The organism is Paracoccus sp. S1E-3 (assembly GCF_013868135.1).
GTDB lineage: Bacteria > Pseudomonadota > Alphaproteobacteria > Rhodobacterales > Rhodobacteraceae > Paracoccus.
In genome coordinates, this window is record NZ_JACEMU010000004.1 from 711,392 (window position 1) to 728,144 (window position 16,753).

General features: G+C 66.6%; 15 protein-coding genes. 11 read left to right on the plus strand and 4 right to left on the minus strand.

From position 1 onward, the window contains the following. Window positions 1-18: 18 nt before the first annotated feature. From H1S04_RS03475 to H1S04_RS03525, 11 genes are all read left to right on the plus strand, one after another. Window positions 19-909 carry a dihydrodipicolinate synthase family protein gene (locus tag H1S04_RS03475; RefSeq protein ID WP_181744147.1) on the plus strand — a complete coding sequence of 297 codons (891 nt, stop codon included), beginning with the start codon at window positions 19-21 and terminating at the stop codon, window positions 907-909. A 340-nt stretch (window positions 910-1,249) separates the two neighbouring features. Next, window positions 1,250-1,339, plus strand: coding sequence for a potassium-transporting ATPase subunit F (locus H1S04_RS03480; RefSeq protein ID WP_181744148.1), 90 nt, complete (start codon window positions 1,250-1,252; stop codon window positions 1,337-1,339). A 1-nt stretch (window position 1,340) separates the two neighbouring features. Beyond that, on the plus strand, window positions 1,341-3,026 hold the full coding sequence (gene kdpA, locus H1S04_RS03485) for a potassium-transporting ATPase subunit KdpA (protein ID WP_181744149.1): 1,686 nt from the start codon (window positions 1,341-1,343) through the stop codon (window positions 3,024-3,026). 8 nt (window positions 3,027-3,034) lie between these two features. Continuing rightward, window positions 3,035-5,074, plus strand: coding sequence for a potassium-transporting ATPase subunit KdpB (kdpB, locus tag H1S04_RS03490; protein WP_181744150.1), 2,040 nt, complete (start codon window positions 3,035-3,037; stop codon window positions 5,072-5,074). A 9-nt stretch (window positions 5,075-5,083) separates the two neighbouring features. Beyond that, the gene (gene kdpC, locus H1S04_RS03495; protein ID WP_181744151.1) at window positions 5,084-5,632 is read left to right on the plus strand and encodes a potassium-transporting ATPase subunit KdpC; all 549 of its coding nucleotides are present in this window, start codon (window positions 5,084-5,086) and stop codon (window positions 5,630-5,632) included. Between the two features lie 9 nt (window positions 5,633-5,641). Further along, a complete protein-coding gene (locus H1S04_RS03500) occupies window positions 5,642-8,350 on the plus strand; it encodes a sensor histidine kinase KdpD (protein WP_181744152.1) in 2,709 nt (902 codons plus the stop codon). Beyond that, a complete protein-coding gene (locus tag H1S04_RS03505; RefSeq protein ID WP_181744153.1) occupies window positions 8,343-9,104 on the plus strand; it encodes a response regulator in 762 nt (253 codons plus the stop codon). The genes H1S04_RS03500 and H1S04_RS03505 overlap by 8 nt, the downstream gene beginning before the upstream one ends. Window positions 9,105-9,649: 545 nt before the next feature. Continuing rightward, window positions 9,650-10,660 carry an amidohydrolase family protein gene (locus H1S04_RS03510; RefSeq protein ID WP_181744154.1) on the plus strand — a complete coding sequence of 337 codons (1,011 nt, stop codon included), beginning with the start codon at window positions 9,650-9,652 and terminating at the stop codon, window positions 10,658-10,660. An 11-nt stretch (window positions 10,661-10,671) separates the two neighbouring features. Further along, entirely contained in the window at window positions 10,672-11,997 is a 1,326-nt protein-coding gene (locus H1S04_RS03515; RefSeq protein ID WP_181744155.1) for a cytochrome c, read from the plus strand. 3 nt (window positions 11,998-12,000) lie between these two features. Further along, a complete protein-coding gene (locus H1S04_RS03520; protein ID WP_181744156.1) occupies window positions 12,001-12,486 on the plus strand; it encodes a (2Fe-2S)-binding protein in 486 nt (161 codons plus the stop codon). Between the two features lie 2 nt (window positions 12,487-12,488). Then, window positions 12,489-14,744 carry a molybdopterin cofactor-binding domain-containing protein gene (locus tag H1S04_RS03525; RefSeq protein ID WP_181744157.1) on the plus strand — a complete coding sequence of 752 codons (2,256 nt, stop codon included), beginning with the start codon at window positions 12,489-12,491 and terminating at the stop codon, window positions 14,742-14,744. 4 nt (window positions 14,745-14,748) lie between these two features. Here H1S04_RS03525 and H1S04_RS03530 read toward each other — a convergent pair whose 3' ends face one another. From H1S04_RS03530 to H1S04_RS03545, 4 genes are read right to left on the minus strand one after another with little or no spacing between them, the layout of a single operon-like run. Beyond that, on the minus strand, window positions 14,749-14,964 hold the full coding sequence (locus tag H1S04_RS03530) for a hypothetical protein (protein WP_181744158.1): 216 nt from the start codon (window positions 14,962-14,964) through the stop codon (window positions 14,749-14,751). After that, window positions 14,958-15,218 carry a hypothetical protein gene (locus H1S04_RS03535; protein ID WP_181744159.1) on the minus strand — a complete coding sequence of 87 codons (261 nt, stop codon included), beginning with the start codon at window positions 15,216-15,218 and terminating at the stop codon, window positions 14,958-14,960. Before H1S04_RS03535 ends, H1S04_RS03530 begins: the two co-directional genes overlap by 7 nt. A gap of 16 nt (window positions 15,219-15,234) precedes the next feature. Beyond that, window positions 15,235-15,963 (minus strand): cytochrome c3 family protein, encoded by a 729-nt coding sequence (locus H1S04_RS03540; protein WP_181744160.1) that lies wholly within the window; start codon window positions 15,961-15,963, stop codon window positions 15,235-15,237. A gap of 3 nt (window positions 15,964-15,966) precedes the next feature. Further along, window positions 15,967-16,692, minus strand: coding sequence for an NAD(P)/FAD-dependent oxidoreductase (locus H1S04_RS03545; RefSeq protein WP_181744161.1), 726 nt, complete (start codon window positions 16,690-16,692; stop codon window positions 15,967-15,969). Between the last annotated feature and the right edge of the window lie 61 nt (window positions 16,693-16,753).

Below are 16,753 nucleotides of genomic sequence, written 5' to 3' on the forward strand. Positions count from 1 at the left end.
GTTTCGCGGGAGGACAGGATGACGAGACAACTCGCCGGGATGTATGCGGCCCTGATGACGGGGCTGACCGATGACGGCGCGTTCAGCCCGGATCGCCAGCGCGCCTTGAACGCCTATGTGCTGCGGCAGGGGCTGGCGGGGCTTTATGTCGGCGGCAGCAGCGGCGAATCCGGGCTGCTGGATATCGAGGAGCTGCTGGCCCAGCAGGAAATCGTCGCGGGCGATGCCCCGGACACGGTGCTGATCGCCCATGTCGGCGCGCCGAACCTGCGCGATTCGGTGCGGCTGGCGAAGAACGCGGCGAAACTGGGCTATCAGGGCCTGTCGGCGCTGCCGCCGCATTCCTATCCCTTCACCGATGCCGAGATCCTCGACTATTACAGTGCCTTGCAGGCGGCGACCGACCTGCCGCTGATCGTCTATGAGGTGCCGATCCGCACCGGCCGGCCCATAGGCCTGGAAACGCTGGTGGCGATCATCGATCTGCCCAATGTCGCGGGGATCAAATACACCTCCACCGACATGTTCAAACTGTCGATGCTGCGCCGCCGCGCGCCCGATGCGACGATCTTCTTCGGCTTTGACGAGATCTATCTGTCGGGCGCGGTTCTGGGGGCCGATGGCGGCATCGGCACCACCTATAATCTGCTGGGTCGTCTTTACGTCGCGCTGGATCAGGCGTTCCGCAGCGGCGATCTGGCGAAAGCGCAGCGGCTCCAGGACACTTCGGCGCGCTTCGTCGAGGCGCTGCTGGAAACCGGCGTGCTGCCTGGCATGAAGGCGGCGCTGCGCGCAATTGGCGTCGATGCCGGCCCGACCCGGGCGCCGATGCAGATGCGCGTCGATGACGGCGAGGCGCGCATGGCAGCGCTGATGGCGCGGCCCGACTTCGTGGAATGGGTCGCCTGACCATTCCTCGGGATGGCTGGTCAGCGAAGGCGCGATGCTGCGCGCTTTCTTGCAATGAGAGCCTGCCGGACGAAATGGGCGGCGCCCCGAACCGCCGTCCGTAGCGGAGGATTTTCGTCCGACGCCTGCCAGCCTGCCCCCGAAAATTTACGCCCGCGTTACGCGTCCGGCCCAATTGCACATGGCGCCGTTACGCGCTGAAACGCCACCTTTTCGCCATGCTAACCACAATGGCGAAATACCATGACACTCCCTGACCTGATCTTTCCGGCATCCGGCCTTGCGCTTTTCGCGGGCGCGCGGCTGTCCCTTGCGCTGATCCAGCGGTTGGAGCGGTGAGATGACCGTCGATCTCATCCTCGGCGGCGGGCTGGCCGCGCTTCTGCTGATCTATTTCCTGTGCGCGCTGCTGGCGCCGGAAAGGTTCTGAGATGCTGTCCGATCTTCTGTTCTTAACGCTGTTCCTCGCGGCCCTGACCGCTGCCGGGCTGTCGCTTGGTCCCTATATGGCCGGGGTGTTCACCGGCCGGATCCGCTATCTGGCGCCCGTCGAGCGGCTGCTGCTGCGCGCGGCGGGCACCGATGGCGCGGGCCAGCGGTGGACCGGCTATGCGGCGGGCGTGCTCGCCTTCAATGCGGCGGGGTTTTTGCTGCTTTATCTGGTGCTGCGGCTGCAGGGCTATCTGCCCTTCAACCCGCAGGGCTTCGGCGCGATGAGCGCCGATGGGGCCTTCAACACCGCGATCAGCTTCATGACCAATACCAACTGGCAAAGCTATGGCGGCGAGACCACGCTGTCGCATTTCAGCCAGATGTTCGGCCTGACGGTGCAGAACTTCGTTTCGGCCGCGACCGGCATCGCGGTGGCGGTGGCGGTGGTGCGCGGGCTTGCGGCCCGGTCGACGCGGGATCTCGGCAATTTCTGGGTCGATCTGACGCGGGCGGTGCTGTATCTGCTGCTGCCCGGCGCGATCATCCTTGCGGTTCTGCTGGTCTGGCAGGGCGTGCCGCAGACGCTGGTGGGGTCCGTCACCGCCACCCCGCTGGAAGGCGGGCAACAGGTGATCGCCCAAGGGCCGGTGGCCAGTCAGGCGGCGATCAAGATGCTGGGCACAAATGGCGGCGGCTTTTTCAACGTCAACGCGGCCCATCCCTACGAGAACCCGACCGCGCTCAGCAACCTCGCGCAGATCTTCGCGATTCTGGTCATCCCCGCCGCCTTCCCGTTCTTCTATGGCCGCATGGTGGGTGATCGCCGTCAGGGCTGGGCGATCTTCGCCGCGATGGCGGCGATGTTCGTGGCCGTGCTGCTGGCCGCCTATTTTGCTGAACGCGCGGGCAACCCGCTTTACGCCGGCCTGACCGAACCGGGCACCGGCATGGAGGGCAAGGAGGTCCGCTTCGGGCTGGCCCAAACCGTGCTGTTCGAGGTCGCGACCACCGTCGCCTCCTGCGGCGCGGTAAACGCCATGCATGACAGCCTGATGGCGCTTGGCGGCATGATCCCGCTGTTCAACATGCTGGTGGGCGAGGTCATCTTCGGCGGCGTCGGCGCGGGATTTTATGGCATGGTGCTGTATGTCGTGCTGACCGTGTTCCTGGCCGGGCTGATGGTCGGGCGCACACCCGAATGGCTGGGCAAGAAGATCGAGGCGCGCGAGATGAAGCTGGCCGCCCTGACGCTGCTGGTGATGCCCGTGGGCGTGCTGGTGCTGGGGGCGGTCTCGATCCTGACCGGCAACGCCGCGGGCGCGGTGCAGGACGCGGGCCCGCATGGGCTGACCGAGCTGATCTATGCCTATACCTCGGGCACGGCGAATAACGGCAGCGCCTTCGCGGGCTTCGGCGCCAATACCGTCTGGCATAACAGCATGATCGGGCTGGCCATGATGATCGGCCGCTGGGGCTATATCATCCCGGTGCTGGCCATTGCGGGCAGCCTTGCCGCCAAGCCGCGCGCCGAAGCCACGGCGGGGACATTCCCGACCCATGGCACGGCCTTCACCATCCTTCTGGTCGCCACGATCCTGATCGTCGGCGCGCTGACCTTCCTTCCTGTGCTGGCCCTTGGCCCGATCGCCGAACATGTGTCGATCGCCGCCGGGCAAAGCTTCTGAGGCATAACATGTCGAAACACGCAAAATCCGAACCGGGCCTGTTCGCGCCCGAAATCCTGCGCCCCGCCGCGCTTGCGGCCTTCGCCAAGCTGGACCCGCGCAAGCTAATGCGCAATCCGGTGATCTTCGCCACCGCCGCCGTCGCCGCCGTGACCACGGTGCTGGCCGCGCTCAACTGGTCCGAACCGGGCCGCGCCCTGTCGGTGCAGATCGTCCTATGGCTTTGGGCGACGGTGATCTTCGCCAATTTCGCCGAGGCCGTGGCCGAGGGGCGCGGCAAGGCGCGCGCCGATGCGTTTCGCGCCACCAAATCCACCGCCAAGGCCAAGGCGCTGCTGAACGAAGGCAATCGCGAACTCTACAAGATGATCGCCGTGCCCGATCTTGAAACCGGCGCCCTGATCCTTGTCGAGGCGGGCGATATCGTCCCGACCGATGGCGAGGTGATCGAGGGGGTGGCCTCGGTCGATGAAAGCGCCATCACCGGGGAGTCGGCCCCGGTCATCCGGGAATCGGGTGGCGACCGGTCATCCTTGACCGGGGGCACGCGGCTGGTCAGCGACTGGCTGGTGATGCGCGTCACCGCGAAGCCCGGCGAGACGTTTCTCGACAAGATGATCTCGCTGGTCGAAGGCGCCAAACGCGCCAAGACCCCGAACGAGATTGCGCTCGATATCCTGCTGGCCGGGCTGTCGCTGGTCTTTCTGCTGGTGGTCACGACGCTGCCGGTCTTTGCGGGCTGGTCCGGCGTCACCATTCCGGTCATCTGGCTGGCCGCGCTGTTCATCACGCTGATCCCGACGACCATCGGGGGCTTGCTGTCGGCCATCGGCATTGCCGGCATGGACCGGCTGGTCAAGGCCAACGTCATCGCCAAATCCGGCCGCGCGGTCGAGGCGGCGGGCGATATCGACGTGCTGTTGTTGGACAAGACCGGCACCATCACCTTCGGCAACCGCATGGCCGACGCCTTCCTGCCCGTCCCCGGCGTGACCGAGCGCGAGGTGGCCGAGGCCGCATTCGCCAGCAGCCTTGCCGATGACACGCCCGAGGGGAAATCGACCGTCGATCTGGCCGCGAAGCTGCACGGCCTGACCCAAGGCACGCTGCGCGACGGGGCGACGTTCGTGCCCTTCACCGCCCAGACCCGCATGTCGGGCGTCGATCTGGCCGATGGGACCGAGATCCGCAAGGGCGCCTCGGACGCCATGGCGCGGGCCTTTCCCCAAGGCGGCGCGGAGGCGGCCGAGCCGCTGGTCCGCCGGATCGCCATGTCGGGCGGCACGCCGCTGGTGGTGGCGCGGAACGGGCGTATTCTTGGCGTCATCCACCTGAAGGATGTGGTGAAGCCCGGCATCCGCGACCGCTTTGCCGAATTGCGCCGTATGGGCATCCGCACGGTGATGATTACCGGCGACAACCCCCTGACCGCCGCCGCCATCGCCGCCGAGGCCGGGGTGGATGACTTCCTTGCCGAAGCCACGCCCGAAAAGAAGCTTGAACTGATCCGCGCCGAGCAGGCCTCGGGCAAGCTGGTCGCGATGTGCGGCGATGGCAGCAACGACGCGCCGGCGCTGGCGCAGGCGGATGTGGGCGTGGCCATGAATTCGGGCACCCCGGCGGCGAAAGAGGCCGGCAACCTCGTCGATCTGGACAGCGACCCGACCAAGCTGATCGAGATCGTCATGGTCGGCAAGCAGCTGCTGATCTCGCGCGGGGCGCTGACCACCTTCAGCATCGCCAATGACGTGGCGAAATATTTCGCCATCCTGCCGGCGCTGTTCGTGGCCGCCTATCCCGGCCTTGCGGGGCTGGACGTGATGGGTCTCGGGACGCCGCAATCGGCGATCCTGTCGGCGATCATCTTCAACGCGCTGGTGATCGTCGCGCTGATCCCGCTGGCGCTGAAGGGGGTGAAATACCGCCCGGCCACGGCGGGTGCGCTGCTGTCGCGCAACCTTCTGATCTACGGCGTGGGCGGCCTGATCGCCCCGTTCATCGGTATCAAGCTGATCGACATTCTCGTCGACGCGCTGCATCTGGCCTGAGGTTTTCCCATGCTGACACAACTCCGCCCCGCGCTGACCTTGCTTGGCGCCTTCTCGCTGATGCTCGGGCTTGCCTATCCGCTGGCCATGACCGGCTTTGCGCAGGTGCTGATGCCCGCGCAGGCCAACGGCTCGCTGATCTCCCGCGATGGCGTCATCGTCGGATCAAGCCTGATCGGGCAGAACTTCACCCGGCCCGAATATCTGCGCAGCCGTCCCTCGGCGGTGGATTACGACGCCGCCGGTTCCGGCGGCTCGAACCTCGGGCCGTCCTCGGCCGAGCTGCTGGCCCAGGTGCGGACGCGCGCCGCCGCCTTCGACCGCCAGCCTGCGCCGTCCGACATGGCGACGGCCTCAGCCTCGGGGCTTGATCCGCATATCTCGCTCGCATCCGCGTTGGCGCAGGTGCCGCGCATCGCGGCGGCGCGGGGGCTGGACGAAGACCGCATCCGCGCCGCGATCAGGACCGCGACCACCGGGCCGGCCTTTGGTTTGGTCGACGGCGCGATGGTGAATGTGTTGCGGGCGAACCTCGCGCTCGATGCGGCGGGCGCGTAAGGTCGCGCCATGAACGATGACAACCGCCCCCACCCGGAAGCCTTCCTGCCCGAAGCGAATGCCGAGGCAGCACCAGAGGCATCGCCACGGGGGCGGTTGAAAATCTTCCTTGGCGCCTCGCCCGGCGTCGGCAAGACCTATGCCATGCTGGAAGAAGCCGCCGCCCGCAGCAAGGCGGGCAGCGATGTGGTGGCGGCACTTGTCGAAACCCATGGGCGCACTGAAACGGCGGCGTTGCTGGCCCGGCTGGACCAGATCCCCCGGCGCGAGATTTCCTATCGCGACCGCCGCCTGACCGAGATGGATCTGGATGCGCTGCTGGCCCGGCGCCCCGCCGTCGCCCTGATCGACGAGCTGGCCCATACCAATGCCCCCGGCTCGCGCCACCCCAAGCGCTGGCAGGATGTCGAGGAGGTGCTCGCCGCCGGGATCGACGTTTACACGACCCTGAACATCCAGCATGTCGAAAGCCTGAATGACGTGGTGGCGCGGATCACCGGCATTCAGGTTCAGGAAACTGTGCCCGACGCCGTGTTGCAGATGGCCGACGAGATCAAGCTGATCGACCTGCCGGCCGACGACCTGATCCAGCGGCTGCATGACGGCAAGGTCTATATGCCGGCGGAAGCCGGACGGGCGCTGGCGAATTTCTTTTCCAAGCCGAACCTGACCGCGTTGCGCGAACTGGCGCTGCGCACCGCCGCCAGCCGCGTCGATGCCGAGATGCTGGCACTGACGCGCGGCATGGGGCGGACCGGGGTTCAGGACCGGTTGATGGTCTGTCTGGACGATCCGGCGACCGCCAAGGGGCTGGTGCGTGCGGGCCGGCGGATGACCGACCGCGCCCGCATCCCCTGGGTCGTGGCCCATGTGCTGACGCCGGGGATCGAGGCGCGGGGCGCCGCCGCCTCGGGCGCGATGATCGACGCGCTGCAATTGGCCGAACGTCTGGGCGCCGAAACGCGCACCCTTCATGCCGAACATGACGTGGCGGGCGCGTTTCTGGACGCTGCGCGGCAGTTGAACGTGACCCGGCTGGTGGTCAGCCGCCCTGCCTCCGTCGGCTGGCTGGACCGGCTGAAATCGCGGTTCTTCCCGCCCCTGACCGAAAGACTGGTCGAGGCCGCCGGGAATTTCGAGGTCACGATCCTGACCCCGCTTGGTGGCCGCGCTCTTGCCGCGCCGCGCGGAACGCGCCCGCGCAATGGGCAGCGCTGGTTCCGCATCCTTGTGGAGTCGCTGGCGGCTGCCGCCTTCTGCACGCTGATCTCCTGGCCCTTCTGGCATGTCCTGCCCGTCGCCTCGCTGGCGGTGATCTATCTGGTCGGCGTGCTGGCGGTGGGGATGCGGCGGGGTGTTGCCGCGGCCATCACGGCCAGCATCATCAGCTTCCTGACCTATAACTTCTTCTTCACCGAGCCCTATTATTCCTTCAAGGTCTCCGCCGAAGAATCCGTTGTGGCCCTGCTGGTCTTCACGATCTCGGCCCTGTTCACCGGCACGCTGGCGGGGCGGCTGAAACGACAGGTCGAGTTCATGCGCGACGCGCAATCGCGGACCGAGACGCTGTATGATTTCGCCCGCAAGATCGCCTCGGCCTCGACCACCGATGACGTGCTGTGGGCGGCGGCGGCGCATATCGCGCGCACGCTGGAATGCCATTCGCTGATCCTGATGCCGGGATCGGAAGGGCATCTGACGCAGGTGCAGGGATTTCCGTCGATCGAGGAGGATCTGGACCCGATCTCGGACGCGGCTGCGCTGTGGGCCTTTCAACGCGGGCAGGCCGCCGGGCGCGATACCGACACGCTGCCGGCGGCTGGCTGGATGTTCCTGCCGCTGGCCACGCAGGGCGCGCCGATGGGCGTGATCGGGCTGCGCTTCACCGACCCGAAGCGCCGGATGGACCCCGACACCCGCCGGTTGTTGAACGCGGTCGAGGGTCAGGTCGCGGTTGCCGTCGAGCGCATCAAGGTCGGCGACGATCTGGAGCGGGCGCGGCTGACCTCGGAAACCGAAAAGCTGCGCGCGGCGCTGCTGAACAGCGTCAGCCACGATCTGCGCACGCCCTTGGTCACGGTGATCGGCGCGCTTTCGGCGGTGGAGGATGGCGGCTTGTCGCCCGCGCAGGATCGCGCCCTGACCGGGCAGGCTTTGGACGAGGCGCGGCGGCTGGACCGTTTCGTCGGCAATCTTCTGGGGATGACGCGGCTGGGACACGGCGCGCTCGTCCCGCGCTTGCGCGGGGTTGAGGCGGCCGAACTGATCGCCGCCGCCCGCGCCGATCTGGCCCGCGTGCTGGACGGGTTCGCCGTCGCGGTCGAGGTCGCGCCGGACACGCCGCCGGTTCTGGTCGATCCCCTTCTGATCGGTCAGGCGCTGTCGAACCTGCTGGAAAACGCCAGCAAATACGCACCCGAGGGCAGCACCATCCGCATCACTGCCGCGCCCGAGGGCGCGCAGGTCGCCATCACCGTCAGCGACGAAGGCCCGGGCATTCCGCCGGCCGAACGCGGCAACGTGTTCGACCTGTTCCACCGCGCGGTGCAGGGCGATGGCCAACCTGCCGGAACCGGTTTGGGGCTTGCCATCGTCAAGGGCATGGTCGAAGCCAATGGCGGCAGCGTCGCCGCGATCGAGCCGCCGGCCGGGCGCGGTGCGGCCATCCGACTGCTGCTGCCTGCCGATCTGTCCAGCCCCGAGGATGCCGATGACTGACACCGCCCCCGCCCGCATTCTGGTGATCGAGGACGAGACCCCTATCCGCCGCTTTCTGCGCGTCGTCCTCGAAGGCGCGGGCTACACCATGGCCGAGGCCGCGCGCGGCCGCGAGGGGATCGAAGCCGCCGCCACCGGCGCGCCCTCGGTCGTGCTGGTCGATCTCGGGCTGCCCGATCTGGACGGCAAGGACGTGGTCGCGGCGATCCGCGAATGGTCATCGGTGCCGATCATGGTCGTCTCGGTGCGTTCGGACGAGGGCGAGATCATCGCGGCGCTGGATGCGGGGGCGGATGATTACGTCACCAAGCCCTTCGCCTCGGGCGAGCTTCTGGCGCGGCTCAGGGCGTTGGCGCGTCGGCGCGCCACGGACGACGTGGCCCCCGTCATTACGGTCGATGATCTGACCGTCGATGTCGCGGCGCGGATGGTGACACTTGGCGAAACGCCGGTGCGGCTGACGCGCAAGGAATTCGATGTGCTGACCCTGCTGATCCAGAATGCCGGGCGGTTGCTGACGCATGAACAGCTGTTGCGCACCGTCTGGGGCCAGACCCATCAGAACGATAGCCATTACCTGCGGGTCGCGATCGGCCATCTTCGCGAAAAGCTCGGCGACAATGCGAACGCCCCGCGCTTCATCTTCACCGAGCCCGGCATCGGCTATCGTTTTGCGTCGGCCACCCAGCAGGGAGCGCGGCTAGGGGCGCAATCACGTCCGCCAGATGATGAGGGCGGCGCGTCCGACGATTGAAGCGGCGCTGATCGCGACTCTGTCGGAGCGGGTCTGCCCGAGCGGGGGGCTTCGTCTCCCGTCCTCGGGGCAGCAGAAGGCGCGTTCGAACAGGTTTCTGCCGCGGTATGCTTCGGCATGGTGGGGGTTGGGAGGCGCATCGCAACCCGCTGCGACAGATGCCCGAAGGTCTCCCTGTCGGCAATCGCTCTCGCCGCAGCCGTCATCCGTTGATCCTCGGATGACCTCTATATTCCAGGCGGTTTTGCACAGCTTGCATCAATGAACGCTTGAAGAATCGTCCTTGCGTCACGCAGGCTGGTGTCATCAGGCGCTCGGCAACCGTCCGACCTTGACGAAGCGCCGGGCCGAAGGATGAAGTGTTGCCTTTTGCCCGTTGGCAAGATCCGAGCCCCTCGCGGAATCAACGGGTGTCGCCCGAAGGACGGGCTGCTTTGCTGCGCGAACGTCCCATTCACAGATAGAAGTGAACGATGAATTCCTTCCATTCCCATCACCTCCACCACCGCGCATGCGGCTGTGACCGCTTCGCGTCCGACATTGACATGACGAGGCGCGGGCTGCTGATCGGCACCGGCGCTGCGGCATCCACGCTGCTGCTGCCGGGCGGCCGCCTGCTGGCCCAGCCGGCGGCGCACCGGATCGACGTTCATCACCACATCACCCCGCCCGCCTTCCTGGCCGCGATGGAGGAAATGGGAACCGCGAACCCGCCCATGGCAGGCTGGTCCGTGCAGCAGTCGCTGGAAGACATGGATCAGGGCGGGGTTGCCACCTCGATTGTGTCGCCCTCCACGCCGCAGTTGAAGAACCTGAGCGCGGAACAGGGCGCGACCGTGTCGCGGGAATCCAACGAATATGCGGTGCGGCTGCGCACCGATCATCCCGGCCGCTTCGGCGCCTTCGCGATGCTGCCGCTTCCCCATATCGATGCCTGCCTGCGCGAGATCGAATATGCCTTCGATACGCTGAAGATGGACGGGGTAGGCTGTCTGACCAGTTATGGCGACAAATGGCTGGGCTATGCCGAGTTCGAGCCGGTCTGGGCCGAGCTCGACCGGCGCGGCGCGACCGTCTACACCCATCCGACCAACGCCAATTGCTGCGTCAACGTGGTGCGCGACCTGAACGATGCCTTCATCGAATACGGCACCGACACGGCCCGCACGATCTTCACGCTGATCTTCAGCGGATTTGGCGAGAAATACCCGAATATCAACTGGATCTTTTCACATGGCGGCGGGTCGGTCCCGTCTTTCTACGAGCGCTTCGTCGAACAGTCCATCGAACGGCCACCCTATGCCGGCCAGTTCACCCGCGAGCAGATCGAGACCCAGTTGCGCCGCTTCTACTACGACACGGCGGCCGTCTCGAACGCTGTCACCCTTGCCGGGACACGCGAGATGGCGGGAATCGGCCAGATCGTGTATGGTACCGATTACCCGTATCGCAGCTCGATCGAGACGAACGAGGGGCTGGCCACGGTCTTCACCGGCGAAGACCTGCAAGCGGTCGAGCGCGGCAATGCGCTGCGGCTGTTCCCCGGCTTTGGCTGAGAGGGTCTGACATGCGTGCAGAGGGGATACTCAGACTGTTGGCGGGGCTTGTGGTGCTGGCGGTGCTGGGGCTGGCTGCGTTTCTGCTGCTGGCGCGTAGGGCCGAGATCGCGCCCGACGCCTCGGCCGCGACGCGCGAGTTTGCGCCGGAACTGGTGGCGCGCGGCGCCGATCTGGCAGCCGTCGGCAATTGCGTCGCCTGCCATACCGAACCGGGCGAGCCTGCCTTTGCCGGCGGGTTTGACCTGCCGACCCCCTTCGGCGACATCTTCTCCACCAACATCACCCCCGACCCCGAAACCGGCATCGGCAACTGGAGCCTCGATGCCTTTCGCCGCGCCATGCGGCAGGGGGTCGACCGCGAGGGCAACCACCTTTATCCGGCCTTTCCCTATGACCAGTATACCCGCATCTCGGACGCCGATATCGAGGCGCTTTACGCCTATCTGATGACCCGGCCCGCCATCCGCCGCGAGGATACGCCGAACGAGCTGATCTTCCCGCTCGGTTTCCGGCCAGTCCTCGCCGGCTGGAAATTCCTTTTCTTCGACGAAGGCGAACGGCCTGTGCAGAGCGACAAGAGTGAGGACTGGAACCGTGGCGCCTATCTGGCAGAGGGGCTGGGCCATTGTTCCGGCTGCCACACGCCGCGCAATGCCTTCGGCGCACTGGCCGAAAGCCGCCATTTCGACGGCGGCGAGGCCGAGGGCTGGCAGGCCGTCGCGCTGAACGCCGCCAACCCCGCGCCGATCCCGTGGACCGAGGACAGCCTGTACCAGTATCTGCATCAGGGCTGGAACGAGACGCATGGCATCGCCGCCGGTCCGATGGCCGAGGTGACCGCCAATCTGCGCTTCCTGCCCGATGCCGATGTCCGGGCGATGGCGGTCTATCTGATGGACCAGATGGGCACGCGCGAGCCGCGCGTGACCGACCGTGCCGATCTTGCCGCCGATCGCGGCGCCGAACTCTATGCCGGCATTTGCGCCCAGTGCCATGAGGACAGCAAGCCCCTGTCCTTTGGCGGGGTCGCGCTGTCGCAAAGCACCCCGGTCAGTGCGCCGCATCCGCAGAACCTGGTCAATCTGGTGATGTTCGGCCTGCCCCCCGCCGATGGCGAGGCAGCGCCGATCATGCCGCCTTTCGCCGATGCGCTGGATGATGCCGATATGGTGACGCTACTGACCTATCTGCGGGCGCGGTTCTCGGCCGCGCCCGCATGGCAGGGGCTGGACCGGATCGTGCGCGATACCCGCTCGGGCGAATACCCGGTGACCACGCTGCCCCCCAACGGGATCGAGCGCGGGCCGGCAAACGTGAATGCCGCAGGAGGTTGAAACATGGCCACGACCCTGAAGGTGAACGGCGCCGAGACACGCGTTGATGCTGCGCCCGAAACACCGCTGCTTTACGCGCTGCGCGACGATCTTGGGCTGAACGGGCCGAAATACGGCTGCGGCCTTGGCCAATGCGGGGCCTGCACGGTGCTGGTCGATGGCCGCGCCGTGCTGTCCTGCGTCACCCCGATCTCGGTCATCGGAAGCCGCGCCGTCGAGACGGTCGAGGGGCTGGGCACCGCCGAAGCCCCCGGCCCGGTGCAGCGGGCCTTCATCGAGTTGCAGGCGATGCAATGCGGCTATTGCATCCCCGGCATGATGATGCGGACCGAGGCGCTGCTGCGCGACAATCCCGATCCGCAGGACCATGAAATCCGCGCCGCCTTCCAGACCAATCTCTGCCGCTGCGGCACCCATATGCGGATCATGAAGGCGATCCGCCGCGCCGCCGAACTGTATCGCGACGCCAATCCCGTTCAGGAGGGTTGATGATGTCCGGACGCCCCGAAACCGCGAAGCCCTTCGATCTCAGTCGACGTCAGGTCATTGCAGGGGCGGGCGGACTGATCGTCGGGTATACTTTCCTGCCGGCCTTCGCACAGGTCGCCGCGCCCGAAGCGCCAGCACCTGAACCGGCCCACCTGCCCGGTAGCCTCGACGATACGCGGCTGCTCGATGCCTGGATCCACATCGCCCCCGACGATGCGATCACCGCCTTCTCGGGCAAGGCCGAGCTTGGGCAGAGCATCAAGGTGCCGCTGAAGCAGATCGCGGCCGAGGAACTGGGCATCGGCATCGACCAGCTGACCCTTGTCAATGCCGATACCGGGCGCACCCCGGACGAAGGTTTCACCGCCGGCAGCATGACCATCCAGTATAGCGGCACCGCGCTGCGCAACGCCGCCGCGCAGGTCCGCGTGCTGCTGATCGCCGCCGCCGCCCGCCGTTGGGGGATCGCGCCCGACGGGTTGCGCGCCGAGAACCGCCAGATCATCGCCCCGGACGGCAGGACACTGCGCTTTGGCGAACTGGTCGCCGAGACCGACCTGCATGTCGAGGCGCTGCCGGAATCGCCGCTGACCGACCCGGCGAATTTCCGGCTGATCGGCCAATCGCTGCCGCGCCCCGACATCGCCCTGAAGGCGACCGGCGGCGCGGCCTTCATTCAGGACCTGCGGCCTGAAGGCATGGTCCATGCCCGCGTGATCCGCCCGGCGTCGCCCGGCGCGACACTCATCGAGGCCGATATTGCCGCGGCCGAAGCCATGCCCGGTGTCGTCGCCGTCATCCGCGACGGCAGTTTTCTCGCCGTCGTGGCCGAGCGCGAGTTTCAGGCGATCGGCGCCATGCGGGTATTGCAGGCCAGTGCAAACTGGCAGGACGGCCCCGCCCTGCCCGACCAGACGGCCATGTCGGCCTGGCTGGAGGCCAATGTCAGCGAAACCGGCACCGTGGCCGAGGAAGGCGACCCGGACGCCGCCGAGGGCGAAACCTATGAGGCGGTCTTTACCCGCCCCTATCTGATGCATGGTTCAATCGGGCCGTCCTGCGCGCTGGCGGTGCTGGAACGTGACGACATGACCGTCTGGTCGCATACGCAGGGCGTCTTCGCCGACCGCGACGCGATTGCGGAACTGCTGAACATGGACCCGGCACGGGTGCGGGTGATCCATGCCGAGGGTGCGGGCTGCTATGGCCATAATGGTGCCGATGACGCGGCGGCGGATGCGGCGCTGATCGCTTCGAAACTGCCCGGCCGCCCAATCCGGCTGGTCTGGATGCGCGAACAGGAACATGCGAACGAACCTTACGGCCCGCCCATGCTGCTGAAGCTTCGGGCAAAGCTGGGCGATGGCGGGATGATCTCGGCCTGGAGCTACGATCTCTATTCCAGCACCCATACCGGCCGCCCCGGCGGTCCGCCCGCGCTGCTGGCCGGGCAGATGAAGGCCGATCCCTATCCGCCCTTCGTCGGCAAGCTGTCGATCGTGCCGACCGGCAATGGTGACCGCAACGCCAATCCCTATTATACCATTCCGAACCGGCGCATCCTGTGGAATTTCATCGAAGCCGCACCGCTGCGGATTTCCTCGCTGCGGGCGCTCGGCGCCTTCGCCAATGTCTTCGCGGTCGAAAGCGCGATGGATGAACTGGCGCTGATGGCCGGGACCGATCCGGTCGAGTTCCGGCTGCGTCATCTGGAAGACCCGCGCGCCCGCGACGTGGTTGAAAGGGCGGCGACCGAATTCGGCTGGTCGGGGATCGGCGAGCCCGGCGGCACGCGCGGTGTGGGCTTCGCCTATGCGCGCTACAAGAACCTCGCCTCATATCTGGCGCTGGCGGTCGAGATCGAGGTCGATCCGGCGGTCGGCGATGTGCGGCTGGTCCGCGCCGTCGCCGCGATCGATGCCGGCGAGGCGGTCAGCCCCGACGGCATCATCAACCAGACCGAGGGCGGCATCCTGCAATCGATGAGCTGGACCCTGTTCGAGACGGTCACCTTCGATCAGGGCGGCATTACCAGCACCGACTGGTCCAGCTATCCGATCCTGCGCTTCTCGCATGTGCCCGACAGCGTCGCGGTCCATGTCATCGACCGCCCCGGCCAACCCTATCTGGGCGCGGGCGAGGCCGCCCAAGGCCCGACCTGCGGCGCCATCGGCAATGCCCTGCGCAACACGATCGGGCGGCGGGTGCATGATCTGCCGCTCAGCCGGGAACGCGTCCGCCACGCGCTTCAGGCCTGAGCGGTCACGATTTTCTCGGCAACAATGCCACCAGAACGGCCATCGGCAGCAGCAGGATCGCGGCGATCAGGACGATCGCCGGGCAAACGTAAAGATCGACCAGCGGCTGCACCACCAGCGGCAACAGAAGCTGGCCGAGAAACAGCGCCGCCGTGATCGCGCCCGAGACGGCGACGATGAGGGCCGGCATCACATCGCCCAGCCCTCGCCCGATCAGCATCGCCCCTGCCGGACCGATCCCAGCGTGTCGCCCGAATGCAGCGCGAAAAAGTCAGCCGCAACAATCAGACCGTCGAGCGCGCCGGGGCTCAACCCGGACCCAGTCCTGGCCCCCACGCCGGCGAAGCTGACCGTCGACAGCCCGTCGGTATTGGTCAGAAGCGCCATCGTCTGCGCCGGGGCCGAGGCCGAGGGTCCGAGATCGAAATCCGCATCAGCACTGCCGCCGCGCGGATCGGCAGAGCTGGCCGTCATAGCCCGCGCGGGGGCGCTATTGCCCGACCTCGATCCATTTGTCATCCGGCCAGGTGTGACAGGTGGCACAGGTATTCAACGCCGTTCCATTCTGCGCGTCCTGTTGCTGGTGGCAGCTCTGACAACTGGCCATCGCGGTCACCGCCGTCACCTCGCGCATCTGCTCAAGCTCCGGCACCGGGCCGTGGCAGTTCAGACAGCCGACTCCGGCATCGACATGGGTGCGATGGCTCCAGTTCACGCCGGGCAGAAGCTGATAGACCCGGACCCAGGGCACCGATTGCTGATTGTCGTGGTATTGGGTCAGTCGCTGGATCGGCTCCTTGTCCGTCGCGATGTCGGAATGGCAGTCCATGCAGGTCTGGGTGTCGGGAAATGTCATCAGCCGACCGGGATCGGGATTGGTGTGACAGTTGGTGCAGTCAAGCCCGACTTCGGTGACATGCCATTCATGGTTGAAGGGCAGCGGCTGTTCCGGCGCGGCGGCGACCGACGGGTTCAACGCGACCTGCTGAAACAGCTTGTTGAACCAGGCCGGGTCGATGTCGTCGGGATATTGCATATCCGCAAGGGTCTCCTCGCCCGCCGCATCAGCCTGCCCGGCTGCAGCCGGTGGAGGGCGATCCTGCGCCGAAACCCCCGCGCCCAGAAACAGAGCCCCGACGAACAGTCCCGCAAACGCCACCAGAATGGCCGATTGGCCAGCCCATGCCGTGGCCCCATTTCCCCGACCGGAACCGCGCATCTCTCAGCCCTTCCCTACAATATCGCCCAGCTTCTTGCCGTCATCCTCCAGAATGGCGATGGCCGCGTTGCGCCCCGGCTGGCCGGTGACCGAACCGCCCGGCGCGGTGCAGGCGCCGGTCTGGTAAAGTCCCGGTATCGGCAACCGGTAAGGCGCGAAGTTGCCCCATCGCTTGTCCAGATGATGCACGCTGCCGCGCCACATCGCCGGGTTCATCCGTTCGATGTCCAGCGGGCTCATGATGACGCGGGCCAACACATCGTCGCGCGTCAGGTTCGGGGTATAGCGCAGATAGCGGTCCAGAACCTCGTCTGCGACCTGCGCCTTGATCGCGTCCCAATGCTCCGGCCCCTCCTTCAGGGCATAGGGCATCCCGCCCTCGATCTTCAGCAGCGAATAGCCGGCAGGGGCGCGCGTGCGGTCGTAACCCGCCGCATGAACGATCTGCAGCGGATAATCGCCAAGCTCCATCTCGCCCCGCGCCAGATCCTGGTTGAGCTGATAGATGCTTTCCGGCCGCTCCATGATCGAGGCTTCAGCCCCGGTCACCGACCAGCCCGTCGCCAGCGGATATTCGGGTGCCCCTTTCAGCGCGAAATGAAAGGCGAACATCGCCTGTTCGGATTGCCAGATATCGACGCTGTCGTGAAAAGCCTGCCCCCACAGATCGGACGGCGCCATCACCATCATCGGCGGGATGCTGGGGGCGACGCTGATCGGTCTGTTCATCATTCCGTCGCTGTATTTCATCATCCAGAGCACTACCGAATGGTTCTCACGGAAAATCGGC

Coding starts and splice junctions, on each gene's coding strand:
- H1S04_RS03475 (WP_181744147.1), top strand. CDS start 19: ATGACGAGACAACTCGCCGGGATGTATGCGGCCCTGATGACGGGGCTG.
- H1S04_RS03480 (WP_181744148.1), top strand. CDS start 1,250: ATGACCGTCGATCTCATCCTCGGCGGCGGGCTGGCCGCGCTTCTGCTG.
- kdpA (WP_181744149.1), top strand. CDS start 1,341: ATGCTGTCCGATCTTCTGTTCTTAACGCTGTTCCTCGCGGCCCTGACC.
- kdpB (WP_181744150.1), top strand. CDS start 3,035: ATGTCGAAACACGCAAAATCCGAACCGGGCCTGTTCGCGCCCGAAATC.
- kdpC (WP_181744151.1), top strand. CDS start 5,084: ATGCTGACACAACTCCGCCCCGCGCTGACCTTGCTTGGCGCCTTCTCG.
- H1S04_RS03500 (WP_181744152.1), top strand. CDS start 5,642: ATGAACGATGACAACCGCCCCCACCCGGAAGCCTTCCTGCCCGAAGCG.
- H1S04_RS03505 (WP_181744153.1), top strand. CDS start 8,343: ATGACTGACACCGCCCCCGCCCGCATTCTGGTGATCGAGGACGAGACC.
- H1S04_RS03510 (WP_181744154.1), top strand. CDS start 9,650: ATGACGAGGCGCGGGCTGCTGATCGGCACCGGCGCTGCGGCATCCACG.
- H1S04_RS03515 (WP_181744155.1), top strand. CDS start 10,672: ATGCGTGCAGAGGGGATACTCAGACTGTTGGCGGGGCTTGTGGTGCTG.
- H1S04_RS03520 (WP_181744156.1), top strand. CDS start 12,001: ATGGCCACGACCCTGAAGGTGAACGGCGCCGAGACACGCGTTGATGCT.
- H1S04_RS03525 (WP_181744157.1), top strand. CDS start 12,489: ATGTCCGGACGCCCCGAAACCGCGAAGCCCTTCGATCTCAGTCGACGT.
- H1S04_RS03530 (WP_181744158.1), bottom strand. CDS start 14,964: ATGCTGATCGGGCGAGGGCTGGGCGATGTGATGCCGGCCCTCATCGTC.
- H1S04_RS03535 (WP_181744159.1), bottom strand. CDS start 15,218: ATGACGGCCAGCTCTGCCGATCCGCGCGGCGGCAGTGCTGATGCGGAT.
- H1S04_RS03540 (WP_181744160.1), bottom strand. CDS start 15,963: ATGCGCGGTTCCGGTCGGGGAAATGGGGCCACGGCATGGGCTGGCCAA.
- H1S04_RS03545 (WP_181744161.1), bottom strand. CDS start 16,692: ATGAACAGACCGATCAGCGTCGCCCCCAGCATCCCGCCGATGATGGTG.